Below are 23080 nucleotides of genomic sequence, written 5' to 3'. Positions count from 1 at the left end.
CTCGAACGCCTTTTCCAGCACCGGCACGATCCGCCGGGCGCTGGCCGTCTCGCCCGCGGCGATCATGCCGCTGATGTCGATGACGGCCGCCACGGGTTCTGTGGGAGAGAGCGGGTCGCGGTCGCCGGCCGTGAACAGCAGCGTGACCAGCGTCAGCGACCAGACCACGAGCGCCACGGAGACGAAACGGAAGAAGACTTTCCAGCGCCGGGCGCGCCTTTGCTCGATCAGACCGTGGCGGGCCATGTCCAGCAGGGCGTCACGGGCCCAGTCCGAGGGCTTTTCCGGCGACGATTTCGCCTGCTGGCGGGCCGGACCCGTGCCCACCGGGTCCCCGGGGGTGTAGTCGTGGCCGTCGGGCGGGTCGATGCGCAGGTCTTCGGGTGGTTTCTGCTCGTTCATGTGGATGTCCGGGTTGCAGTGGATTCGGGGTCAGGTGCTCGTCTTCGTCACCGTGGCCGGCTCGTGACGCTCGGCGTCGTGGAGTTGGGCGAGGTGGTCGACGAGCCAGTCGGGACGGGCGGCGACGAGGCGTTCTCGGGGGTGGGCCCCGTGCGTGATGCCGATCGCGTGGGTACCTGCATGGCGGGCCATCAGCAGGTCGAAATCGGTATCACCCACCATCCAGGCTTCCGTCGGGCGGCTGCCGGTGTAATCGAGGATGGCCTCAAGCATCGCCGGGTGGGGCTTGGACTGGCTTTCCTCGGCCGTCCAGGTGCAGTGAAAGTAGTCGCCGGCGCCGGTCTGCGCAAGCGCGCGATCGAGCCCGCGTCGGGACTTGCCGGTGGCGATCGCCAGCAGGCAGCCGGCCTGGCCCAGTCCCTTGAGCAGGTCCTCCGCCGCGGCGTACAGGGCGACCGGTTCCTCGATGGCGAAATACTGTCGGTGGTACTCGGTGGCCAGGGCGTCGTGGAACCCGGCGTCGACGTCGGGCAGCAGCTCGGCGATGGCGTTGCCGAGCGACAATCCGATGATGCCTCGAATCGCCTCGTCGGGCAGCGGCGGATGGGACAACTGCTCGAGCGACCGCTGGAAGGCGGAGACGATCCGACCGGTCGAGTCGGCCAGCGTGCCGTCCCAGTCAAAGATGACCAGTCGCGGCAGCTCGCCGAGGTGCTCGGGGCGGCGGGTGAAATCCGGGATGTCGTTCATGGTTCAGTTTGATTGGGGCGGATGGGGCGAATTCAAGTCCAGGCCGGTACGTTCGAGTACCCCGGCCCATTCGCGTGGTGGTTCGCTGGTGATCGTCAGCCGGCCGCGGTGGGTCGGGTGCGTCAGGGTCAGCCGGTGGGCGTGCAGCATCAGCCCCGGGCGCTTGCCGCCCAGCTCGCGGTCCCGCTTGCGGTCGCCGTACTTGCTGTCCCCGACGATCGGGTGACCGGCATGCCGGCAGTGTACCCGGATCTGGTGGGTGCGGCCGGTGTGCAGGGTTGCCCGCAGCAGTGTTGCCCTGGGCTCCCGCGCGTTCCGGGCGAGCACCTCGAAGTCGGTGCGCGCCGACTTGCCGTTCCGGCTATCGACCGTCACGCGGTGGGCACGGCCCTCGCCCTGTTCCTTGATGAGCGGGGCGGTGACGGACCGGAGGTCCCGAGGCCAGTGTCCGTGGCAGACCAGGAGGTAGCTCTTCTTCGCCTCGCCCTCGGGGCGAAAGGCCTCCTGCAGGGCCAGCAGGGCCTCGCGGCTCTTTGCCACCACGATCAGGCCGCTGGTCTCGCGGTCGATGCGGTGGGCCAGTTCCAGCATGCCCGCGTTGGGCCGCGCGGCCCGCAACAGCTCGATCAGGCCGAAGTCGTAGCCGCTGCCCGCGTGCGCGGCGAGGCCGGCGGGCTTGTCGATGACCAGCATCGCCTCGTCCTCGTGGCGAATCATCCCCTCGACCCGTTCGAGCCAGCCCGAGGGGATGGTTGCCCGCGTGCTGCCGGCCGAGGGGTCGCCACGCAGGTCCCGCACTGGCGGGATGCGCACGACATCGCCCGGGTGCAACCGCGAGTGCGGCTTGGCCCGCTTCTTGTTCACGCGGACCTGGCCCTTGCGGATCAACCGGTAGATCAGCGCGCGAGGCTGCTTGTCGTGCTGGGCGCCGAGTTCGCGCAGGAGGAAGTTGTCCAGCCGCTGACCGTCGCTGCGTTCGTCGACGGTCTCCAGCCTGACGCGCGGTCGGTCGGCGGGCGGATTCTCGCCGGCGGGTGCGGCTGGGATCTCGGGATGTCGTCGGGCCGTCATCGAGCTCGTCATGTATGGATTGAATGCCGGGTCGGTCACCCGGCCGAAGGCGGCGAGGGCGCACGCGGCCGGGGAAATGAGACGCGGCTTCCGGGACCGGAGTTCCCTGCCTGCCTCCGGATGCCACGCGGGCTCGCCGGGTTCCCCGGCCGTGTCCTGAGCGGGCGCTTGGGCGGTGTTCGGGTTCGATCGGAGGTTCCCGGGGTGCGCCGTGCGGAGTGTGATAGTATCAGCGCACTGTGACAAAAGTCAGGTGGCACGGCACGCGCCGCAGGCCACCGGCAGCCAGCGAGTGCCCGGGAGTCCGAATGCCGGCGCGTGTTGCGCCAGACCCCCGCTTGCCCGCACCCCGGTTCCCGACCACTGTCCGTGGCGGGTGCCGGTGGGCACGACCCGCCTCGGGCTGCCGCTTGTTCACAGTGGCAAGAACGATCAACGCGTATCACGTCCCGAGATCCAATGCGTCTTATCCGTCTTTTCTCCCTGCCGCTTGTCGCCCTGTATCCCCTGATGGTGATCGGGCGGCTGCCGTCGATGTCGCGTTCATTCGCGGCCTCGCGGGTCGCGGCGTGGCGAAAGCCGGTGCATCGGGACGTTTCCATCAAGTCAAGTCACCTGCCGGGCGCCTCCGAAGGCCTGCCGTGGCACGTGCAGAAACGTCGAGACCATTTTCATGAAACGAATGCTGATCAACGCAACGCACTCCGAGGAGATCCGCGTTGCGCTCGTCGATGGGCAGCGCCTCTATGACATCGACATAGAGACCCCGTCACGGGAGCAAAAGAAGGCCAACATCTACAAGGCCACCATCACGCGCATCGAGCCCAGTCTCGAGGCCGTCTTCGTCAATTACGGCGCCAATCGCCACGGTTTCCTGCCCTTCAAGGAGATCTCGCCCGAGTACTTCGACCCCAAGGCGGTCGACGACAAGGGCCGTCCGATCATCAAGGACGCACTCAAGGAAGGTCAGGAACTGATCGTCCAGGTCGAGAAGGAAGAGCGTGGCAACAAGGGCGCGGCGCTGACCACACTGGTCAGCCTGGCCGGGCGCTACCTGGTGGTGATGCCCAACAACCCCAAGGCCGGCGGCGTCTCGCGCCGCATCGAAGGCGATGACCGCGCCGAGATCAAGGCCGCGCTGGCACAGCTGAACGTGCCGGCTGGCATGGGCCTGATCGTGCGCACCGCCGGGGTGGGTCGCGACGTCGAGGAACTCCAGTGGGATCTCGACTATCTCGTCCAGGTCTGGACGGCGATCCGCGAGGCCGCCGAGAGCCGCCCGGCCCCCTTCCTGATCTACCAGGAAAGCAACCTCATCATCCGGGCGCTGCGCGACTACATGCGCAACGACATCGGCGAGATCCTGATCGACGAGCCGACCATCCACCAGCAGGCCATGGACTTCGTCCAGATGGTCACGCCCAAGGTCGCCGAGAAGATCAAGCTCTACGACGATCCCACGCCGTTGTTCTCGCGCTACCAGATCGAGTCCCAGATCGAGTCCGCCTACCAACGCAACGTCACGCTGCCCTCGGGCGGTGAACTGGTGTTCGACGTCGCCGAGGCCATGACCGCGGTCGACATCAACTCCGGGCGCAACACCAAGGGTCAGGACATCGAGGACACCGCCTTCAACACCAACCTGGAGGCGGCCGAAGAGATCGCGCGGCAATTGCGCTTGCGGGACCTGGGCGGGCTGATCGTGATCGATTTCATCGACATGGGCTCCTCCAAGCACCAGCGCGAGGTGGAAAACCGCCTGCGCGACTCGCTCAAGTACGATCGCGCCCGCGTTCAGACCAGCCGCATCTCGCGCTTCGGCCTGCTGGAGATGTCGCGGCAGCGCCTGCGCGCCTCGCTGGAGGAATCCAGTCAGCACATGTGCCCGCGTTGCAACGGGCAGGGCGTGATCCGGTCGGTCGAGTCGCTGTCGCTGGCCATCCTGCGCCTGCTGGTCGACGAGGCGATGAAGGACAATACCGGCCAGGTGATCGCCCAGGTGCCGATCGACGTGGCGACCTACCTGCTCAACGAGAAGCGTGACCAGATCAACGAGATCGAGCGGGCCAACAATGTCGACCTGCTGCTGATCCCGAACATCAACCTCGAGACGCCGCACTACGATATCCAGCGAGTTCGCTCGGACGATACCGAGGCCAAGGGCCGCGACGTCCAGGAATTGATCGAGCCGCTTACCGTGGAGACGCCCGCCCACGAGCCGCGTCACCGACAGGCGGAAAAGGCCGCGGTACAGACCATCCCGCGCCCGGCGCAGCCGGCAGCGGAAAAGCCCCGGAAAGGCGACGAGAAGCCGGAGAAGGCCCCGGCACGTGCCGCCCAAGCGGCGGCGGTCGAGCCCGCGCGTCCCAAGGCGGCCAACGGCGCGGTTTCGCTGTTGCGTCGTGTGGTCGGACAGTTGTTCGGACCCCGTGCCGAGGAAGAGGCCGCCGAGGAGAAGGCCGGCGGGAAGGCCAAGTCGGCCCGCAAGGCGACCGAGAAGCCTTCCGGGAAATCCGGTCGCAAGCCCGCTGCCCAGCAGGGCAAGGCCAGCCAGGAAAAAGGCGGCCAGGACAAGGGCGGCCAGGAAAAGGGTGGCAAGGACGCCGCTCGCGGGGAGAAGGCGGACCAGGAAGGCCAGCGGAGCAAGAGCCGCAGCAGCCGGCGTCGTCGGGGTCGCGGTCGCCGGGGTGGCAATGGCCAGCAGGGTGCCCCACAGCAGGCCCCTCAAGCCGAGACCCAGGGCAAGGCCCCGAAGTTCGAGCCGCCCCGTGCCGAGAAGCCCGAGGACAAGGGCAAGCCGGCCGGCAGAGGCGGTGCGCAGCGCGGACCGAAGGGCGGTGAGCCCCGCACGCCGCCGCCGATGGGCGAGCGCGAGCGCCAGATGGTCGAGCAGCAGCTCGCCGCGCCGGTCAGTGACGGGCCGGATCTGCCGCTGGACGTCTCCAGGAAGAAGGGCGTGGCCGAGGACCTGCCGCCCAATGCCGCGGTTCGCCTGGAAAGCAGCGACCGATTGGTCAAGGCCGGTGATGCCAAGGCCGCCCGGGCCGCCGCTCCCAAGGCCGTTCCCGCCACGCCGGCCCCGCCCGCCGAGCCGGTAAAGGCCGAGACGGAACAGTCTCCACGGCCGGCAGCCGAGAAGGAACACGCTCCGGCGGCAAGCAGCGAGCCGGCGACGAACCCCGCCGAACGGAAACAGCCGGAGGAGGCACCGACGCCGGAGAAGCCGGCGGCAGGTGGCAAGACCGCCGAACCGGTAGCGCCGGCCAGATCGGAGCCGAAACCGGCCAGGACCGAGCCGACCGGCACCGAAAGCGTCGAAACGGCGGCGCCGGCAAAGGTGGCTCCTGCCGAGCAGGCTCCCGAGGAGAAGGCCCCGGCCGCTCCGACGAGCGACGAATCCTCGGCCGACATGGGCAAGACTCCGGAGGCGGCCGCGCCGGCCAAGGCCGACGAAGTTGAACGCCAGCCAGCGCCGACGCCCGCGGCCGATAAGGCCGAGGTCTCGAAGACCGAGTCGGACAAGGACGACACCCGGGCCGAAACGCCCGATCAGGAGCGGCGCGGCAGCTAGGTCGGCCCGCCCCGAAATGAAAATGCCCCGCGGATGACAATCCGCGGGGCATTTTTCTGTCTGCGGGAAGTGGCCGTGCTCAGCGGAGGTGTCGCTCGCGGATATCCTCCAGCAGGTTGCCGGCGGCCTCCTCGACCATGTCCAGCACCTGTTCGAAGCCGCGTGCCCCGCCGTAGTAGGGGTCAGGCACTTCCTCGATGCCGTAGTCCGGCGCGTAGCTCATGAACAGTCGCGGCTTGTGGCGACGTTCGTCGCCGGCCAGCGAGTGCAGAATCTCCAGGTTGGCGCGGTCCATGGCGAGCACGTAATCGAACCGGTCGATATCCGCCTCGCTGACCTGCCGGGCAGTGAGGTGGTCCATGCGGTACTGGCGGGCGAGGGCGGCCTGCATGGCGCGCTCGTCCGGCGGGTTGCCCACGTGGTAGGCATGCGTACCGGCCGAGTCGATCAGGATGCGCTCGGCGAGCCCCGCCTCCTGGACCAGGCGGTCGAATACCGCGTGGGCCGTGGGAGACCGGCAGATATTGCCCATGCAGACGAACAGAACGCTGGTATCCGTGCTTGATGTCATGACGTGTCCTCGGATATTGGATGGCTGTCTGGCGTGCGCCCGCAAGCGGGTGGGGCACGCGCGTGACCCGTAATGTAATCAAAATACGGTGCGCTTGGGTAAGTGCGGACGGGATCGGCCGGGCCGTCGACGTTCCACGTCGAGGATGTGGCAAAGGGGGTGTTGACAGGCTCCGTCCGCTCGGTACAATGCGCGCATTCCTCGGGAACGAGGGGCCATAGCTCAGCTGGGAGAGCGCCTGCATGGCATGCAGGAGGTCGGCGGTTCGATCCCGCCTGGCTCCACCAAACTAGAGGGAAGCCAGCCTGTTATTCTGGTTTCCCGACCCAGCCACTGACCCGTTTCGGGGCGGCGGTTGGAAGAAAACGGAAAGGCCGCAGCCATCAGGGTTGCGGCCTTTTTCTGTGCGGGACGTTATTTGTTTCTCATCGCCGGTCGATTTCGCGATTCCACGATGGCGGCCCGTGCCAAGGCGTCGGATTGCCACGCCCTGCGTGTCCTTGTTCGGTGTGGCCGAGACACGAATGCCTTGATGAGGTGTTGCCAGTGACGTTGGTCCCGGCGGCATTCGGGCGGGAGTGGAACATAACGGATACCCACCAGACATCGGCTTGTGGCTTGGCGGGAACACGATCCGGAGAATCCAAACAATGCGGCTCCTGGCCCAGCCGAGAATTTGCTCGGCTGGCGAACGGAGGGGGGCGACACCACCAGGAATGGGCCGTTACGGGCGCCTACTCCTCGAGCCTGATCCGTCGCAGGGTGTAATCACCGCCCTGGTTTGCGAGCACGAAGCCCTGGAAGGGGTCGCGCAGGCCGGTGTCCTGTACGCGCAGCAGGCGTCGGCCGTCGACGTAAACCTGCATCTGTCCGCTCTCGTCGCGGGTCCAGACGATGCTGTGGAACCGCTGGTCCTCGAGGCCGAGCCTGTCGTCGTGGCGGGCAACCATCACGGCGTTTCCGGAAATCAGCCTGAACAGGCTGAGCCCCGGCTGCAAGCCGGCAGAGTACACCAGGCGATAGCCGGTTCCATTGGGCCGGTTGCCCTGGAAGAGCCCCATTTCCAGGCTGCCAGTCTGCTGGCGGGAGGCGAGTTCCAGTTCCATTCGGAATGCATTGTCGACGGGCGCATTGACGAAGATATGTGCCGGCACCACCGGGGTGGTTACCTCGCCCTGCCTGTCACTGCCGGTCTGACCGAGAATCAGCTCCAGCATGGCCAGACCGAACTCCTCCGGGCGATCGGTGCTCAGACCGCCGGATTCGCGATCGCTCGCCCGCTGTGTATCCACGATGCTGCGTAATCCGTTCTCACCGACCTCGAAATCGCCGCTGAGCACCGTCCAGGGTGGATTGCGACGGTAGTCTCCGTCGCTGAAGTCGTCCTGCAGGACGACGCGGGAATAGGCGTCGGTTTGCGGCCCGGAAGGCGCGGCCCCATCTTCCTTCTCCGTCTGGCGCAAGCGTTTCAGCAGGTCGGTCGATGCGCGCCCGGTGCGAGTCATGCCCATGTCGGCCTGATACTGGCTTATCGCGTAGCGGGTTCGGTCTCCCATGGCGCCATCCGTCGGGCCGGCATCGTAGCCGAGTCGATTGAGCTCGCGTTGTATTTCGGTCACGACTTCCCGATTGGACAGGGAATCGACGTCGGGCCGCCATTGCGGTGTCGCCTGCGGAGACGGTGCCCCCTCCGCCTGCCAGGCACGTGCCGCCTGCTGCGCCTCGGCGATCTGCCTGTCCGTCATTCGTTCGGCCAGCGAATCCCGTGCCTCGGCGGCATGGCGGTGACCGCGGGCCGCGGCCAGGTTGTACCACTTGTGGGCCTGGACGAAATCCTGAGTGGTTCCGTTGCCGGCCGCATGCAGGCGGCCGAGCATGTACTGTGCATCGGGGTCGCCGCTTCTGGCCGCGTCACTGAATTGCTGCAGTGCCTGGCGGTACTCCTGCTGCTCGAAGTGGCGCATGGCGTCGTTGTAATCGGCGTTGGCCAATCCGATTGAACCAAAAAGGATAAGACTGAGTGCGAGGGTCTTGGTGATCACGGTCATGCCTCCAATGGACGGGCTTGTCATCCGTAGCGGCAGGATGGCGGGAAGACAGGGAGGCCGCTGCCTGATCGACTGTCGCAGGCAGGCGACGGACATCCTGTTCATTCGAGGTTAGTATCAGAATAGGCAAGATGCGCGGTGACGCAGGCCAGGGTGCCGCGCCGCCTGGTCGGGTCTGGCGACAAGACGCAATGCATCGAGTTGCCTATCACTGCGTCGATTCGTCGTCCATCGTCTCTAGCCACGCCACTTCCAGCCGGAAGCGCCCCGGCTGTCGGTCGGCAATAAGCAGTCCCAGCTGCTGGATTGCCTCGGGGTCGAGCGGCGGGGCGTGCTCCAGCCGGCGGCCGCGGAAGACGGCTTCGAACTCGTGCCAGGGCAGGTTGATGCGCTGCCACGCGCCTGCCGGTGGCTGGAACAGAGCGCGGTAGGCGCCACCATCGAAGAGCCGGTTGGTGCGCAGGCGTAGCTGGTAGCGGCGGCCGTCGCCTCGCACATGGAGCGCCAGGCCTGCCTGCCCGCTCAGGTCGAACGTCTCGGGTTCTCGGCGCACCGAGGCGAAACCGCCGTCGTTTTCGAGTGAAATCTCGCCGCTGAACACGCCGATGCCGTCTTCCACCTGCATGTGACCTCGGGAGATGCCGCCCATCACGTCATCGTTGATGGCTCGCCAGCGCAGCGCCTCGTCCGCGTGCTGAAAATCGATCAAGCGTGTCATCGGACCTCCCGTGGTCTTCCGGTTTGCAGGTGCTCGGTTCCACCGTGCTGGCGGTGTACGGATCGGCAGTGGAAGACCGGGCGCACTGGGTGGAAGCGGAGCGCGGTGGCCGGCGCTTTGCCCTGCAGGTTATGGCGCAGGGCATTCGCAACGCCTTCGTCAACCAGCCGGAGGAGGAGCGAAGGTCATCAAGCGGATCGCTTCTGGTTACCTCGAAACGGTGTACTTCTTCCTGAAGATCCGTGCCGCGTTTCCCGCAAAGTGCAATCAACCTCAGTTTTGATCCAGCACCGGGCCGGTCTTCTTGTAGTAGTGGAGGGGAGAGCATATTGCCAGATAGAGCATGACGAAAAAGACGGCTTCGATCTCTAGAACCGGAGCCCAGTCAATGAGAAGAAACGATATTTCGTTGCCGCCATCACGTTCAAGCAGTGAGGCGGCCCTCCACGTGGAACAGTCGAGAGAAAAGCAGCCTCAGGTTGCCGGCGACTTTCATCCTCTCTCACGGCTTTGAGAACGGTCATGTGTTGCGTTCCGTTCTGTTTCGTCGGGGTTCTGTCCCAATCGCACTGATTTCGACGAAGTCGCCGGGGTGTCCGTGCCCGGTCAGAAATCCCGGGGTATTTGCCGAGACGGTGAGTCCTTGAGTGGATTTGATTGGCAAGTCACGGATTTTGATGCTTTTCTCTAATACCAGACCGGATGTGCCGGCTGCAACATGGTGGAGGCATCGAGACCATGAAACCCAGGCAGCTCCTTGCGGCCAGCATGCTGGCCATCCCTCTGTCGATGACCGCCTGTTCCCAGGATGGCCGTCTTCCCTCGGACCCCGAGCCCACGTCCAGTGCCGACGGGGTCGTCTCGGATGAACACCCTGACGTGATTTTCGTTCCGGTTGGCGTCGATTCCCGAGGCTGCACCCAGTACACCAAGAAGCCGACCCGCGAAGGAATCGCGGTGGATGCGGCTATCTGGTACCGCGACAAGGACGGCAACTTCGTGCTGGATGCCAGCCAGTGCGAGCCGGAACCGGGAGGGCCGTGATCATGCATACCCATCCGCGATTCATCTTCATCCTGTTCAGCGCCACGTCCGTGGCCACGTTGACGGCCTGCGGGGGCGGCAGTTCATCGCCTCCCCCCGAGACCGACTTCGATACACCCTCGTATTACTTCGATGGAAACCGAGCGACCGTGGAGAGAACCGCGGATGGCGAGGTCGCCGGGTCGGTGAACGTTGCCGTTATCGACTCGGGGATCGACACCGCGCACCGCGAATTCCAGGGCGACAACGACGTCGGGGATGCCATCTACAGCGGGGGCATCGACTACACCGGGGATAACGCGCCGGGTACCGACACGGACGGTCACGGGACGGTGGTCGCCAGCATCATTGCCGGCCGGGACATCGGCTATTCCGGCAACGCCACGCTTTCGTCGTACCGCCTGCCGCTCACCGACGACGGGGCGGCGTTCTACACCTCGGATGTGCTCAGGGCGTCTGCCGATGCGGCCTCGTCGGGTGACCGGGTGCTCAACCTGAGCATGGATGCCGTGGCCGTGGATCCCGTGTCCAATTACTACGCCGCGCAGCAATCTGGGGATATCACGTCTTTGGGCAGGTTCAGCGTCATTGACGCCAGCCGGGCCGTCGCGGTCGTGGCGGCGGGCAATGCCAGCGCGAACGTCTCGGTCGAGTTGGACGCAAACACGACCTGGGACCGTTCCAACCCCATGTACACGCAGACGCTGATCGTCGGGGCTCTCGACGAGAGCGAACAGCGGGCCTCGTATTCCAATTACGCGGGGGAGAACGCGGATGTCCAGGGACGATTCCTGGTCGCGAAGGGCTACCAGACTGCCGCCGTGGCCGGGACGGGGGATGGATACGCCCAGGTATTGGGCACCTCGGTCGCCACCCCGGAAGTGTCCGCTGCGCTGGCGACCTTGCTGGCGTACTGGGATTTCTGGACGCCGGAAGAGGCAGCACAACACCTTCTCAATACGGCCGACCGGACCTTCGCCAACCAGAACGCCAATCCCGACGACGATTACGGCGATACTTCCTGCGGGGCCGGCGGGGCTACGGACTGTGGGTTGTATAACTTTGGCCAGGGCAGGGTGGATGTTGCCGCCGCCCTCGAACCGTCCGGCACACCGACGGTGGCCGTTTCCTCGACGGTGCCCGACTCCGACAACCCCGATTCCGGGGCGCCGATCGACGAGACCGCCATGGCCGTTCCCGCGGGGCTGGGCGATGCCGGCGAGAAGATCGCGGCCGCCCTGTCGGACGTCCAGGTGTTCGATGACCTGGGCCGGAACTACACGGCCGACCTGTCGGGCATGGTCAATCGGTATGTGGATCCGACACAGGGTCTGGGCTTTCGCATGAGCCAGTTCCTCACCGCGGGGCTGTTCGACCCGATGACCAGCTATCGCGACGAGGAAAGCGGCACCATGCAAACGGTGGGATTGGATGCCGGTGGCCGGGTGGCCCTGGCCGGCTTCGGTACCGATCCTGATTCACACGACGTCGGCATGATGGTCTATCACTTCGGCCACGGAGCCTCCGCGCCGGACGCGAGCGGATACACCGGCATGTCGATGCTCTCCTATGCGGGCAACACGCCGATGGCCGACCAGATCGATTCGGCCTACGGCATGAACGTCGACGTACCGCTCGGCGGCCCACTGTCCCTCACTTCGAGTTTTTGGCAGGGCGAGAAGCGCCTGTCGCTGTCGGAGACGGACCGCCCGAACCGGGTCAGTGACATCGCCGTGGGGCTCAGGGCGGAGCTTGTCGATGGCGTAGACCTGACGGCCGGTTATTCGCGCCTGACCGAAACGGCCGGTTTTCTCGGCATGACCGGAGCCGGCGGGGTGTCCACTCAGGGCGGCTCGGACGTGGGCTTGATGCAACTGGGGCTGAACGCGCAGGTCGGGGGCTTCAACGCCTTTGCCCACTACCAGTCGGGGCGCGCCGTGGCGGGGCTGAATCACAGCGTGATCACCGATCTGAACGCCGACGTCGAGCAGATGGCGATCGGGGCAAGCTATGACTTCAATGAAGGGCGCAAGCGCATCGCCTTCGTCGCCAGCGAACCCCTGCACCTGACCGGCGGCGAGGCGACGATGCGACTGGCCACCGGGCGGACCGTGGACGGGCAGGTGACCTATCGCGTCGACGACATCGGCTTTAACGGCGCGGACGCCCCGCGCAACTACGAGCTCGGTTATCGTCAGCGTATCGGCAAGAAGACCCTGCTGGGTATCAACGTGATGCGGATGGAGAACGCGGCCAATCGACTCAGGGCCGGTGCCGATCACGGATTGGTGTTGCTCACCAGCCGCCGTTTCTGAAGCCGGCGAGGCCCGTGGAACGATAAACGGGCCCTTGAAACGAAGGAAAGCCCTTCCAGGATGGAAGGGCTTTCTTTGTATCGGTGTGCCCGTTGCCGGGCGGGTTAGAGCAGATCGTCCTGGATTGCCTCGATGCCTGCCGCGGCACATTGGTCATCGGTGGCGCCATCGGCCGAGCCGGAAACCCCGATGCCGCCGACGATCCGGCCCTCCGAGGTGATCTGCTTGCCGCCGCCGAGGATGGTGACGCCGTCCAGATTCTGGAGGCCGTGGCTTGCCTGGCCGGGCCCGGTGCTGTCGCCCAGTTCGATGGTGTCCGTGCGGAAGCTCACCGCCGTCCAGGCCTTGCTCGTGGCGGTCTGCACGGAATGCGGGCCGGCATAACGATCCCGCTTGAGTGCCTGGAGCGTGCCCCCCGGGCCCACCACCACGGCGGTGACCTGTGCGTTCTTGTCACGGCAGGCCTCCACGGCTGCCTCTACCGCCTTGACGGCGATTTCCGGGACCACGGCCGGGGTATCGAAGGTCCCCTCGGCGGCGTGCAGTGGCGAGGATGCGATCGCCAGCACGGTGCCGGCGAGAAGGGTTGCGCGAGCCTTGCTCATGATGTTTCTCCTATTCGGTGGTTACGCACCACTACCTATAGTCGGGAAACACCGGGGATGCATTATCCCACTGAGATGAAACGTTTTTATGACGCCGTCGCGTCGAGCTGCGCGGCGTGCTTCGCCTCGCTGAGCACGAACTCGGAGAAGGCCCGCGCGGCCGGGCTGAGGCGCTTGCCCTCGCGTTGGACGAGGTACCACTCGCGCATCAGCGGGAAACCCTGCACGTCGAGCACGCACAACTCCCCGGAGGCCAGCTCCGACTGGACGATGTGCAGGGAGACCACCCCAAGACCGAGGCCGGCCTCCACGGCTTGCTTGATGGCCTCGTTCTTGTTCATCTCCATGGCGACCTTTAGCTCGAGACCGTGCTCGGCGAAGACATTCTCCACTGCGCCGCGCGTGCCCGAGCCCGGCTCGCGCCCGACCAGCGGTTCCTCGGCAAGGCGGGCGAGGGGGATATTCCGGATCTTCGCGAACGGATGACTCGGGGAGGCGATGACCACCAGCGGATTGTCCATGAATGGCTGGGCGGTCAGGCCCAGCCCCTCCGGTGGCCGTCCCATCAGCGCCAGGTCGACGCTGTTGTTGGTCAGGTGCTGGAGCAGCATGGCCCGATTGACCACGTTCAGGCTGATGCGCACCTCGGGGTGAACCTGCCGGAAGAGGGCCATCAGCCGCGCAGCGAAGTAGCTCGCGGTACTCGCCACCGAGACCTTCAGGGTTCCGCCCTTCAGTCCCCGCAGGTCAGCCAGGGTGTGCTCCAGGTTGTCGAGCTCCCGGCCGATGGCGTGGCTGGTCGCCAGGGTCTCCTTGCCCGCCTCGGTGAGGTGGATCTTCTTGCCGACATGCTCGAACAGGGGCAGGCCCAGGGATTCCTCGAGCTGCTTGATCTGCATGGAGACCGCCGGCTGGGTGAGGTGGACGTCCTTGCTGGCGCGGGAAAAGCTGCCGTGGTGGGCGACGGCCTCAAGGATCTCGAGTTGGCGCAGGGTTAGTCTGATCATAAGAAAAACTGATTATAAGCTAGAATTTTGAGCCTGATTATAAACTCTGAATTTTATTTATAAACCCCACCGATTATGGTGCTTTCCGCAACGCATCCCCGGTGGCCGATGCATACCCGGCCGCCGTCGCTTCATGCCAATCCGGAGGACACCATGGCTCACGATCAATCCAGCCGTTACGCCGATCTCACGTTGAAGGAAGAGGACCTGATTGCCGGTGGCAAGCACATCCTCGTCGCCTACCAGATGAAGCCGCAGCCCGGCCACGGCTACCTGGCGACTGCCGCCCACTTCGCGGCCGAATCGTCCACGGGCACCAACGTCGAAGTTTCCACCACCGACGACTTCACCAAGGGCGTCGATGCACTCGTCTACCACATCGACGAGGCCAACGAGGACATGCGGATCGCCTATCCGATCGAGCTGTTCGACCGCAACATGACCGACGGCCGGATGATGCTGGTCTCCTTCCTGACCCTGACCATCGGCAACAACCAGGGTATGGGTGACGTCGAGCACGCCAAGATGGTCGACTTCTACATGCCCAAGCGTGCCATCGAGCTGTTCGACGGCCCGTCCAAGGACATCTCCGACATGTGGCGCATCCTGGACCGCCCGGTTGTCGACGGCGGCTACATCGCCGGCACCATCATCAAGCCGAAGCTGGGCCTGCGTCCCGAGCCGTTCGCGCAGGCGGCCTACGAGTTCTGGCTCGGCGGTGACTTCATCAAGAACGACGAGCCGCAGGGCAACCAGACCTTCTCGCCGCTCAAGAAGGTCATGCCGCTGGTGGCCGATGCCATGAAGCGCGCCCAGGACGAGACTGGCGAGGCGAAGCTGTTCTCCGCCAACATCACCGCCGACGACCACTTCGAGATGTGCGCTCGCGCCGACTTCATCCTCGAGACCTTCGGCGAGGACGCCGACAAGGTGGCCTTCCTGGTCGATGGTTACGTCGGCGGCCCGGGCATGATCACCACCGCCCGTCGCCAGTACCCGAACCAGTACCTGCACTACCACCGTGCCGGTCACGGTGCCGTGACCTCGCCGTCCGCCAAGCGCGGCTACACCGCCTTCGTTCTGGCCAAGATGTCCCGCCTGCAGGGTGCGTCCGGCATCCACGTCGGCACCATGGGCTACGGCAAGATGGAAGGCGGCAAGGACGACCGCGACATTGCCTACATGATCGAGCGCGACTCCGTCGACGGCCCGGTCTACCACCAGGAGTGGTACGGCATGAAGCCGACCACGCCGATCATCTCCGGCGGCATGAACGCGCTGCGTCTGCCGGGCTTCTTCGAGAACCTGGGCCACGCCAACGTGATCAACACCGCCGGTGGCGGCGCCTACGGCCACATCGACTCCCCGGCTGCCGGCGCTACCTCCCTGCGCCAGGCCTACGAGTGCTGGAAGGCCGGTGCCGACCCGATCGAGTTCGCCAAGGAGCACAAGGAATTCGCGCGGGCGTTCGAGTCCTTCCCGCACGACGCCGACGCCATCTTCCCGGGCTGGCGCGAGAAGCTAGGCGTACACAAGTAAGCCCGGCTTCGACGGACGGTCGCTGCCGTCCGTCCACAATCCGACCGCTCCTTCGGGGCGGTCTTTTCTTTCCCCCATTCCCGAGCGTTTCTCTGCGGCAATGAGTCCGCTGGGGAATGGGACAGTACTCACGCAAGCAGACAGGTCAGGCAATGAGCGAACCATTCGACATCCAGCAGTACCGCGTTACCGAGGAACCCTTCTACCAGGCGCAGGGCCGTGAGGTCGCGGCCTACGAGACCGCCTACTCGGCCCGGATGCCGGTAATGATCAAGGGCCCGACGGGCTGCGGGAAGTCGCGGTTCGTCGAGTACATGGCCTGGAAGCTGGGCAAACCGCTAATCACGGTCGCCTGCAACGAGGACATGACCGCCGCCGACCTGGTCGGGCGCTTCCTGCTCGACGCCGAGGGCACCCGCTGGGTGGACGGCCCGCTGACCCAGGCCGCGCGCTTCGGGGCGATCTGCTATCTCGACGAGGTCGTCGAGGCCCGCCAGGACACCACGGTGGTCATCCACCCGCTGACCGACCATCGCCGCAACCTGCCGCTGGACAAGAAGGGCGAACTGGTCGAGGCGCATCCGGATTTCCAGTTGGTGATCTCCTACAACCCCGGCTACCAGAGCCTGATGAAGGACCTCAAGCAGTCCACCAAGCAGCGTTTCGCCGGGTTCGAGTTCGACTACCCGGGTGCCGACGTCGAGCGGGAGATCATTGTCGGGGAGACCGGCCTGGACGAGAACACGGCTGCCAAGCTGGTGCAGGTTGCCGACACGGCGCGCAACCTCAAGGGACACGGTCTGGCCGAGGGCATCTCCACCCGGCTGCTGGTCTACGCGGCTACCCTGATCGGCAAGGGCATGGAGCCGGCGGAGGCGGCCCGCATGGCCATGGTCGTGCCGCTGACGGACGATTCCGACATCCGGGATACGCTGTATCACGCCATCGACACCGTCTTCGGCTGAGCCGGGGAGCCGACCGATGCCCAAGGACTCGATCCGTCAGGCCTATCGCGACCGCTTCAAGTGCGGCTTCGACCAGGCTCGGGAGATCTTCGATCCCTGTCTGAGCAACGCTCTGGAGAAGCTGGCTTCAGACCGGGCCATGGACGACTTCCTCCAGGGCGCCAACCTGCTGTGCATGATGGGGCAGGGGGTCGAGCCAGTTCTCGTGTACCTGGAGGAGGGGCCTGACACGGCGGTACTGGTGGGCGAGGCCATGATTGGGGATCTGGCCCACTACGCTTACAAGCTGGCCACGTCCACCAACGCGCCGGCGGTGGTGCCGTTCCTGCAGTCCATGCTGCCCGTGGCGCGGCGGCTGGAAAGCCGTGATGCCATGCAGGCCTTCCTCGACCTCGGCCTGGAGGTCATGCGCGAGACCACGCCGTCGATCCACGGCCACCATGCCATCCACCCCAGCCCGGTGCTGGATCGCTTCTTCGAGACCGCTCCCCGGGTGCTGGCCTGGCTCAACCTGGCCGGGCTGGCCAACTGGGCCCGCTTCGGCGCCCGGGTGCATGCCAACGACCCCGATGGCCTGAAGGCCTACTTCGGCCTCGATTCGGCGGACAGCCGTACCGTCCTTCAGCGCGAGCGGCACGGCACCCTGCTGGCCGACAACGAGCGCCGACTGGGCTACTACCTGCAGGCCCTGTGGGCGGCCGACGAGCCCCTCGTGCCGTACCCGACGCTGGAGGCGGAGACCCCGCAGCGCCCGTATTTCGACGAGCACGGGCTGCGTGTTCCCGATCTCTTCGACGATCACGGGGGCATCTCGGGCATCGATCGTTACCGGGCACTGCTTGCCCACATGATGGCTCACCGGCAGTGGAGCGAGACGATCGTCGCCGACAACTACAGCCCCATGCAGCGACTGGCCATGGAGGTCTTCGAGGACGCCCGGGTGGAATACCTGGCGATGGCACGTTACCCGGGCCTGCGCCGGCTTTTCCTGGCCCTTCACCCCCGGGTGGAGGCGGATGCCTGCGACCCCGCACGGCAGTCTTGCGTGAACCACCGGCTGATGATGCTTTCCTACGCGCTGCTCGATCCCGGCGGCCACGGGTACGAGGACACGGTCATCGACGAGTTCGTGGCCCGATTCCACGAGCGCATGGCGGAAGGTAACTCGCGCACTCGGGATGCCGCCGAGCTGGGCGTGGCCTTCATGGCGCGCACCCGACGCCCGTCGGATGCCTTCGCCGAGGTGTGGTTCCCGCCCGAACGGGTCGAGTTTCGGGATGACAATCGCCACCTGTGGCGGTTCATCGAGGAGGGTGACGAGGAGGAGCTGTTCGACCGCCATGCCGCCCGCGCAGATGACGACGAGCCCGGGCGGGACTACGCCCTGCCGCCGCGACTCTATCCCGAGTGGGACTCGGAGGGTCGGCTTTACCGTCCCGACTGGGTCAGCGTGTTCGACAGCCTTCACCCTTCCGGCCGGGCCGCACATGTCGACGCGTTGCTGGAGAAGCACCAGGGACTGGCCAAGCAGCTTCGTCAGGTCGCCGACCTGTTGAAACCCCAGAACCGCGAGCGCGTTCGCTACCAGGAGGAGGGAGGCGAACTGGACCTGGACGTGGCCATCCGGGCCATGATCGACCGGCGCAGCGGGGCCGAGCCCGACCCCCGGGTCAACATGAGTCACCGTCCGGCCGAGCGCGATATCAGCGTCTCGCTTCTGGTGGACCTTTCCGCTTCCATCGGCGAGCGCCCCGAGGGCTCGAGCCAGACCATCCTTGAGCTCAGCCAGACCGCGGTCTCCCTGCTGGGCCAGGCGGTGGAGGCGCTCGGGGATCCCCTGGCGATCGCCGGGTTCGACTCCAACACGCGCCACGAAGTGCGCTACCGCCACATCAAGGGTTTTGACGAGCCCTGGGGGGCGGACGTCAAGTCTCGTCTGGCGGGCATGGAGGCCGGGATGTCCACCCGCATGGGGGCGGCCCTCCGCCACGCCGGCCATTTCCTCTCTCACCGCCGCAGCGACAAGAAGTTGCTGCTGGTGCTCACCGATGGCGAGCCTCACGACGTGGACGTGCGTGATCCCCGGCGGCTGATCGCCGATGCCCGCGAGGCGGTCAAGTCGCTGGATGCCGACGGCATCTTCACGTGGTGCATCAGCCTCGACCCGCGCGCGGACGAGTATGTGGCCGACATCTTCGGTCATCACCACACCGTGGTCGACCGGGTCGAGCGACTGCCCGAGGCGCTGCCGCGGTTGTTCATGCAACTGACCGGATAAGCTTCCTGATAAACGTTATCTTGTAACAATAAACACGAGTTATTAGACTGCCACAACGGCCGGCGCCCAGAGCGCCGTCCCGTTGTGGCAGGCATCGTCCTGCCGGGATCCATCGCGGAAAAGCCATGATGAAAAAACCGTCAGGACATCTCCTGTTCTTCTCCCTTCTCCTGCTCTCGCCGTTGGCCTTCGGCAGCGGTGACCTCGGCGTGCAGGTAGGTAGCCTGTACAAGAACTACAACGGCTCGGCCGAGAAGAGCAGTGCGCGGGAGGACAGGCTGATCATTGACCGGTCGTTCGACCGCTGGCGCCTCGGCGCCGGCTACCAGCGTGCGTCGATCGACCGGTTTGCTCCGCGGGATCTGCGGGTCGAGAAGTACCACGTCGATGTCGGTTTCAGCCTGACACCCGATATCGACTGGGGACTGAGCTACCTGGTGATCGACGACAATCTCGCGCCGACCGATGGCGGGCAGGTTTACGGCACCACGTTCCTGTACCGTGGCCTGGTCCCGAACACGGCGGTCAAGGCCGGCTACCACTACAGCGATTACGACGATTTCTCGGTGTCGCAGATCAAGGCCGGCATCATCCGGGGGATTCCGCTCGAAGGCATGCGACTGAGCATCGCCGTCGGAGCCGGCTACCAGCGTCTCGATGACAACGGCGGAAGTGTCTACATCGCCAACGCCCGGGATCACTATCTCGCTCCCTACCTGAAGATCGGCGCGCAACGCGGTCCCTGGCACGGCACCCTGGGGCTGGCAGGCCGACGAGCGTTCGAGGTGGCGGCCGACGGGCGCCGCGTCTCCCACCACGCGATGGAATTTCGCCGCAGCGTCGCGCTGCAAGCCGGTCGACGCTTCGGGGCGCTGGACATTCGGCTCGGGCTGTCCCACCACGAGGCCGAGGAACTGCCCCAGTCCAACCGGCTGCAGATCAACACGATCGGTGTCTCGGCCGAGTACCGCTTCTAGTCTTTCCCCCGGTCGTGACCACCGTTCCGGCCATCCGTCTAGCGAGACGACCATCTGCCGTGTGATCGGCGAAAGCTGTCCTACACTCACTTCATGCCCCGTGTTCGTGCCCCTGTCGGGCTCAACCGTTTGGCCATCCACGAGATGTGCAGGAGAGCGTGCAATGAAGTTACCCCTTGAAATCGTGTTCCGGAACATGGATCGGTCGCAGACCCTGGAGGACATGATTCGAGAGAAGGCCGACAAGCTGGATCGCTATTTCGATCGCATCATGAGTTGCCACGTGGTGGTCGAGGCAGACCATCGGCGACACCACAAGGGAAACCTGTACAACGCCCGCATCGACCTGACCGTCCCCAACCGGGAACTGGCGGTGAGCCGCGATCCCGGAAACCAGTACGCGCACGAGGACCCCTACGTGGCCGTGCGTGACGCCTTCGACGCGATGGGGAAGCAGCTGCAGGCCTACGCGGCCAAGCAGCGCGGCGAGGTCAAGTATCACGAGACGCCGCCGCATGGCCGGATCATCGAACTGGCGCCGGCCACGGGATACGGCGTGATTCTGGCGGCGGACGGGCGGGAGGTCTCCTTCACCCGCAACAGCGTGGTCGACTACGACTTCGACAAGCTCGAGGGCGGCGAGTCCGTGCGCTTCGTCGAGGTGCAGGGAGAGGAAGGGCCGACGGCGAGTACGGTGCACGTCGAGGGCAAGCAGCACGCCGTCGGTTGACGATCAGGCCCTTACCGGGCCAAGGGAGGTGTCTATGCGAGTGGGTGAAGTCTGCAATCGCGAAGTGGTGGTGATCAACACGGACGAGTCCGTCAAGGTGGCCGCCGAGCTCATGCGCAAGTACCACGTGGGGAACGTGGTCGTGGTGGAGGAACGTGACGGCAAGCGTATGCCGGTGGGCATTGTCACGGACCGTGACCTAATGCTGGAGGTTCTGATCCCGGGTCTGGCGGCCGAGGACCTCGCCGTGCGGGATGTCGCCTCGGCCCCCCTGTCCACCGTGGAGTCGGGTGACAGCCTGTTCGCCGCCATGGAACTGATGGAGACGAAGGCGGTGCGCCGCTTGCCGGTGGTGGAGGCCGATGGGTCGCTCGGTGGCATTCTGACGATCGATGACCTGTCCGAACTGCTGAGCGGCCTTCAAGGGCAACTGGCCGGGGTGGTCAATCGCCAGCGCAAGATGGAAGCGAAACGGCGGCCCTGATCCAATCCCTTCGGGGTCGTTGACCCCGGTCGTTCCGTATTTCCAGCCAAGGGGTGTCGGCCTCCCGTTACTCGTGATTACCCCCTCACTTGCCGCCATGGGCGGTGAGGAAATTCTTCTTCAGCAAGTCGAGCTTCATGCGCAACCCGCTGATTCACCAGCGCATCACGCTGGTCCTCCAGGTCATCATGCTTATCGAGTTGGCCTTCGCCATCTGGGAACAGCAGTGGCTGACCGCCGTGATGACGGTCTTCATTCTGCTGCTCACCCTCGCCCCGCTGCTGATGAGGCGGTTCGTGGTCTTCATTCCGGCGGAGTTCAAGCTGCTGGCGACCGTGTTCATCTTCGCCTCGCTTTTTCTCGGCGAGATTCACGGTTACTACACGCGCTTCTGGTGGTGGGACGTCGTGCTGCACGCCGCCTCGGGCTTCCTTCTGGGTATCGTGGGCTTCCTCATGGTGTACGTGCTCAACGAGAAGAAGAGCATCCGCTTCCACATGACGCCCGGGTTCGTGGCGCTGTTCGCCTTTACCTTCGCCGTGGCCATCGGGGCACTGTGGGAGATCTTCGAGTTCGTGATGGATCAGATCGTCGGCACCAACATGCAAAAGGCCATGCTCGACGACCCGTCGGGGCTGACGGACACGATGTTGGACCTGATCGTCGATACCGTGGGGGCGGCGGTGATCGCCATCCTCGGTTACGGCTACCTGAAGGTGGCCGCGGGGAAATCGTTCCTCGAGCAGTGGATCGCGGCGTTTCTCGAGGGCAACCCGCGTCTGTTCAGGCGCCGCTGAGCCCCGCGGTCAGGCCCGCCGGAAGTATTCCCCACCGCACTCGGGGCATTTCGGCACCGGGCCGAAGGTGTCGTGGTGCAGGATCGCGCCGCAGTCGACGCACTTGAGGCGCTTGGGGCTGGTGACATGACCGGCTCGCCACTCGCGCGGGCGGGTGCGCTCGGCCTCGACCCGGAGCTGCTCGAGGGTGACGTCGGTGTGGTCGGCGATCGACAGCAGCTTCGCGCCGACGTCGCCGGCCCAGTCGCGCAGCGTGTCGCGCACGTCGTGTCCCTCGGTCGCCAATGCCTCGCGGGTATGCTCGAGGTCATCCTTCACCGCCTCGACGATCTCGTGGCGGAAGTCCTCCTGCTCGAGCGACGCGGACTCCTCCTCGGCTAGCCGGGCGATACGCTCGCGGTCGGCGGGCTTCTCGTCGGGCTCGTCGAGCAGGCGGGAGTAGATGCGCTCGAGCAACTGGTAATAGCCGTGGCGCAGGGCCTCGTAGGTCTCGCTGTGCTCGTGCTCGCGCGGGTTGGTGTCGGTCATTCGGTATGCCTCCATGGTGCCGGTCGAGGTGCTCTGCCAAGGCGATTGGGCAGAGCACTGCTCGTTTCGGTATTCTAGTCGCCTTTCATCGTGGCCGATTGAAGCTGTTCTGGCCAATCGGGCCGGCCCACACACGCAAGGTAGACGTTTCCAGGTTCATGCACGAGCAATACAACCCCGCGAAGATCGAGGACGAGGCGCAAAGCTTCTGGGAAAAGACGCAGGCGTTTCACGTCCGCGAGGATCCCACCCGCGAGAAGTTCTACTGCCTGTCGATGTTCCCGTATCCCTCGGGCCGACTGCACATGGGGCACGTGCGCAACTACACCATTGGCGACGTCATCAGCCGCTACCAGCGCATGCTGGGCAAGAACGTGCTCCAGCCGATGGGCTGGGACGCCTTCGGCCTGCCGGCGGAGAACGCCGCACTGAAGAACAAGGCAGCCCCGGCGCGCTGGACCTTCGAGAACATCGACTACATGCGCGGTCAGCTACAGCGCCTGGGCTTTGCCTACGACTGGAACCGCGAGCTGGCCACCTGCGACCCGGACTACTACCGCTGGGAGCAATGGCTGTTCACTCGCCTGGTGAAGAAGGGGCTCGCCTACAAGAAGACCGCGGTGGTCAACTGGGACCCGGTCGACCAGACGGTGCTGGCCAACGAGCAGGTCATCGACGGC

Annotated in this window: 19 protein-coding genes, 1 tRNA gene and 1 pseudogene; 12 read left to right on the top strand and 9 right to left on the bottom strand. The window is 65.5% G+C overall.

What is annotated here, in order from left to right; translation table 11 throughout:
- The 3 genes and pseudogenes from ACESL5_RS06580 to ACESL5_RS06570 form a co-directional block, all read right to left on the bottom strand.
- A pseudogene (locus ACESL5_RS06580) lies at positions 1-402 on the bottom strand (hypothetical protein); the annotation flags it as partial.
- A 30-nt stretch (positions 403-432) separates the two neighbouring features.
- Complete coding sequence (locus ACESL5_RS06575) at positions 433-1152, bottom strand: HAD-IA family hydrolase (RefSeq protein ID WP_372591979.1); 720 nt, start codon at positions 1150-1152, stop codon at positions 433-435.
- 3 nt (positions 1153-1155) lie between these two features.
- Positions 1156-2223, bottom strand: a complete 1068-nt coding sequence (locus tag ACESL5_RS06570; protein ID WP_372591978.1) for an RluA family pseudouridine synthase — start codon at positions 2221-2223, stop codon at positions 1156-1158.
- A gap of 673 nt (positions 2224-2896) precedes the next feature.
- On the opposite strand from ACESL5_RS06570, the gene ACESL5_RS06565 reads away from it, so the two are divergent.
- Positions 2897-5794, top strand: a complete 2898-nt coding sequence (locus ACESL5_RS06565; RefSeq protein ID WP_372591977.1) for a ribonuclease E/G — start codon at positions 2897-2899, stop codon at positions 5792-5794.
- 79 nt (positions 5795-5873) lie between these two features.
- On the opposite strand, the gene ACESL5_RS06560 is transcribed toward ACESL5_RS06565, so the two are convergent.
- Positions 5874-6365, bottom strand: coding sequence for a low molecular weight protein-tyrosine-phosphatase (locus ACESL5_RS06560; RefSeq protein ID WP_372591976.1), 492 nt, complete (start codon positions 6363-6365; stop codon positions 5874-5876).
- 211 nt (positions 6366-6576) lie between these two features.
- Between ACESL5_RS06560 and ACESL5_RS06555 the strand changes: the two genes are divergently transcribed.
- Positions 6577-6652, top strand: a tRNA-Ala gene (locus ACESL5_RS06555).
- 447 nt (positions 6653-7099) lie between these two features.
- Here ACESL5_RS06555 and ACESL5_RS06550 read toward each other — a convergent pair.
- On the bottom strand, positions 7100-8407 hold the full coding sequence (locus ACESL5_RS06550; RefSeq protein WP_372591975.1) for a peptidoglycan-binding protein: 1308 nt from the start codon (positions 8405-8407) through the stop codon (positions 7100-7102).
- Positions 8408-8621: 214 nt separating this feature from the next.
- Positions 8622-9131 (bottom strand): CIA30 family protein, encoded by a 510-nt coding sequence (locus tag ACESL5_RS06545; protein ID WP_372591974.1) that lies wholly within the window; start codon positions 9129-9131, stop codon positions 8622-8624.
- 738 nt (positions 9132-9869) lie between these two features.
- Here ACESL5_RS06545 and ACESL5_RS06540 point away from each other — a divergent pair.
- Positions 9870-10175 (top strand): hypothetical protein, encoded by a 306-nt coding sequence (locus ACESL5_RS06540; protein ID WP_372591973.1) that lies wholly within the window; start codon positions 9870-9872, stop codon positions 10173-10175.
- A gap of 2 nt (positions 10176-10177) precedes the next feature.
- Positions 10178-12490 carry a S8 family peptidase gene (locus ACESL5_RS06535; RefSeq protein WP_372591972.1) on the top strand — a complete coding sequence of 771 codons (2313 nt, stop codon included), beginning with the start codon at positions 10178-10180 and terminating at the stop codon, positions 12488-12490.
- 104 nt (positions 12491-12594) lie between these two features.
- Here the strand turns inward: ACESL5_RS06535 and ACESL5_RS06530 are convergent, their stop codons facing one another.
- Together ACESL5_RS06530 and ACESL5_RS06525 are read right to left on the bottom strand one after the other, a co-directional pair.
- A complete protein-coding gene (locus tag ACESL5_RS06530; RefSeq protein ID WP_372591971.1) occupies positions 12595-13095 on the bottom strand; it encodes a GlcG/HbpS family heme-binding protein in 501 nt (166 codons plus the stop codon).
- An 86-nt stretch (positions 13096-13181) separates the two neighbouring features.
- Positions 13182-14102 carry a LysR family transcriptional regulator gene (locus tag ACESL5_RS06525; RefSeq protein ID WP_372591970.1) on the bottom strand — a complete coding sequence of 307 codons (921 nt, stop codon included), beginning with the start codon at positions 14100-14102 and terminating at the stop codon, positions 13182-13184.
- 153 nt (positions 14103-14255) lie between these two features.
- On the opposite strand from ACESL5_RS06525, the gene ACESL5_RS06520 reads away from it, so the two are divergent.
- From ACESL5_RS06520 to ACESL5_RS06490, 7 genes are all read left to right on the top strand, one after another.
- Entirely contained in the window at positions 14256-15641 is a 1386-nt protein-coding gene (locus tag ACESL5_RS06520) for a ribulose-bisphosphate carboxylase (protein ID WP_372591969.1), read from the top strand.
- Positions 15642-15793: 152 nt separating this feature from the next.
- On the top strand, positions 15794-16606 hold the full coding sequence (locus tag ACESL5_RS06515; RefSeq protein ID WP_372591968.1) for a CbbQ/NirQ/NorQ/GpvN family protein: 813 nt from the start codon (positions 15794-15796) through the stop codon (positions 16604-16606).
- 16 nt (positions 16607-16622) lie between these two features.
- On the top strand, positions 16623-18884 hold the full coding sequence (locus tag ACESL5_RS06510; RefSeq protein WP_372591967.1) for a nitric oxide reductase activation protein NorD: 2262 nt from the start codon (positions 16623-16625) through the stop codon (positions 18882-18884).
- A gap of 128 nt (positions 18885-19012) precedes the next feature.
- A complete protein-coding gene (locus ACESL5_RS06505) occupies positions 19013-19861 on the top strand; it encodes a hypothetical protein (protein ID WP_372591966.1) in 849 nt (282 codons plus the stop codon).
- A 163-nt stretch (positions 19862-20024) separates the two neighbouring features.
- A complete protein-coding gene (locus ACESL5_RS06500; RefSeq protein ID WP_372591965.1) occupies positions 20025-20591 on the top strand; it encodes an HPF/RaiA family ribosome-associated protein in 567 nt (188 codons plus the stop codon).
- Positions 20592-20625: 34 nt separating this feature from the next.
- Positions 20626-21075, top strand: a complete 450-nt coding sequence (locus ACESL5_RS06495; RefSeq protein WP_372591964.1) for a CBS domain-containing protein — start codon at positions 20626-20628, stop codon at positions 21073-21075.
- Between the two features lie 137 nt (positions 21076-21212).
- The gene (locus tag ACESL5_RS06490; RefSeq protein ID WP_372591963.1) at positions 21213-21872 is read left to right on the top strand and encodes a hypothetical protein; all 660 of its coding nucleotides are present in this window, start codon (positions 21213-21215) and stop codon (positions 21870-21872) included.
- Between the two features lie 9 nt (positions 21873-21881).
- Here the strand turns inward: ACESL5_RS06490 and ACESL5_RS06485 are convergent, their stop codons facing one another.
- The gene (locus tag ACESL5_RS06485) at positions 21882-22400 is read right to left on the bottom strand and encodes a zinc ribbon-containing protein (protein WP_372591962.1); all 519 of its coding nucleotides are present in this window, start codon (positions 22398-22400) and stop codon (positions 21882-21884) included.
- A 158-nt stretch (positions 22401-22558) separates the two neighbouring features.
- On the opposite strand from ACESL5_RS06485, the gene ACESL5_RS06480 reads away from it, so the two are divergent.
- A partial coding sequence (locus tag ACESL5_RS06480) for a class I tRNA ligase family protein (protein WP_372591961.1) occupies positions 22559-23080 on the top strand: 522 nt, incomplete at its 3' end.

Source organism: Guyparkeria sp. (genome assembly GCF_041687595.1).
In the GTDB taxonomy this organism is placed as follows: Bacteria; Pseudomonadota; Gammaproteobacteria; order Halothiobacillales; family Halothiobacillaceae; genus Guyparkeria.
This window is presented reverse-complemented; position numbering and strand designations above follow the sequence as displayed.

What these genes read in the sequence shown, in the direction of transcription:
- ACESL5_RS06495 (WP_372591964.1), top strand. Translation starts at nt 20,626, where the DNA reads ATGCGAGTGGGTGAAGTCTGCAATCGCGAAGTGGTGGTGATCAACACG.
- ACESL5_RS06570 (WP_372591978.1), bottom strand. Translation starts at nt 2,223, where the DNA reads ATGACGGCCCGACGACATCCCGAGATCCCAGCCGCACCCGCCGGCGAG.
- ACESL5_RS06560 (WP_372591976.1), bottom strand. Translation starts at nt 6,365, where the DNA reads ATGACATCAAGCACGGATACCAGCGTTCTGTTCGTCTGCATGGGCAAT.
- ACESL5_RS06545 (WP_372591974.1), bottom strand. Translation starts at nt 9,131, where the DNA reads ATGACACGCTTGATCGATTTTCAGCACGCGGACGAGGCGCTGCGCTGG.
- ACESL5_RS06565 (WP_372591977.1), top strand. Translation starts at nt 2,897, where the DNA reads ATGAAACGAATGCTGATCAACGCAACGCACTCCGAGGAGATCCGCGTT.
- ACESL5_RS06535 (WP_372591972.1), top strand. Translation starts at nt 10,178, where the DNA reads ATGCATACCCATCCGCGATTCATCTTCATCCTGTTCAGCGCCACGTCC.
- ACESL5_RS06485 (WP_372591962.1), bottom strand. Translation starts at nt 22,400, where the DNA reads ATGACCGACACCAACCCGCGCGAGCACGAGCACAGCGAGACCTACGAG.
- ACESL5_RS06515 (WP_372591968.1), top strand. Translation starts at nt 15,794, where the DNA reads ATGAGCGAACCATTCGACATCCAGCAGTACCGCGTTACCGAGGAACCC.
- ACESL5_RS06505 (WP_372591966.1), top strand. Translation starts at nt 19,013, where the DNA reads ATGAAAAAACCGTCAGGACATCTCCTGTTCTTCTCCCTTCTCCTGCTC.
- ACESL5_RS06525 (WP_372591970.1), bottom strand. Translation starts at nt 14,102, where the DNA reads ATGATCAGACTAACCCTGCGCCAACTCGAGATCCTTGAGGCCGTCGCC.
- ACESL5_RS06530 (WP_372591971.1), bottom strand. Translation starts at nt 13,095, where the DNA reads ATGAGCAAGGCTCGCGCAACCCTTCTCGCCGGCACCGTGCTGGCGATC.
- ACESL5_RS06575 (WP_372591979.1), bottom strand. Translation starts at nt 1,152, where the DNA reads ATGAACGACATCCCGGATTTCACCCGCCGCCCCGAGCACCTCGGCGAG.
- ACESL5_RS06540 (WP_372591973.1), top strand. Translation starts at nt 9,870, where the DNA reads ATGAAACCCAGGCAGCTCCTTGCGGCCAGCATGCTGGCCATCCCTCTG.
- ACESL5_RS06510 (WP_372591967.1), top strand. Translation starts at nt 16,623, where the DNA reads ATGCCCAAGGACTCGATCCGTCAGGCCTATCGCGACCGCTTCAAGTGC.
- ACESL5_RS06520 (WP_372591969.1), top strand. Translation starts at nt 14,256, where the DNA reads ATGGCTCACGATCAATCCAGCCGTTACGCCGATCTCACGTTGAAGGAA.
- ACESL5_RS06490 (WP_372591963.1), top strand. Translation starts at nt 21,213, where the DNA reads ATGCGCAACCCGCTGATTCACCAGCGCATCACGCTGGTCCTCCAGGTC.
- ACESL5_RS06500 (WP_372591965.1), top strand. Translation starts at nt 20,025, where the DNA reads ATGAAGTTACCCCTTGAAATCGTGTTCCGGAACATGGATCGGTCGCAG.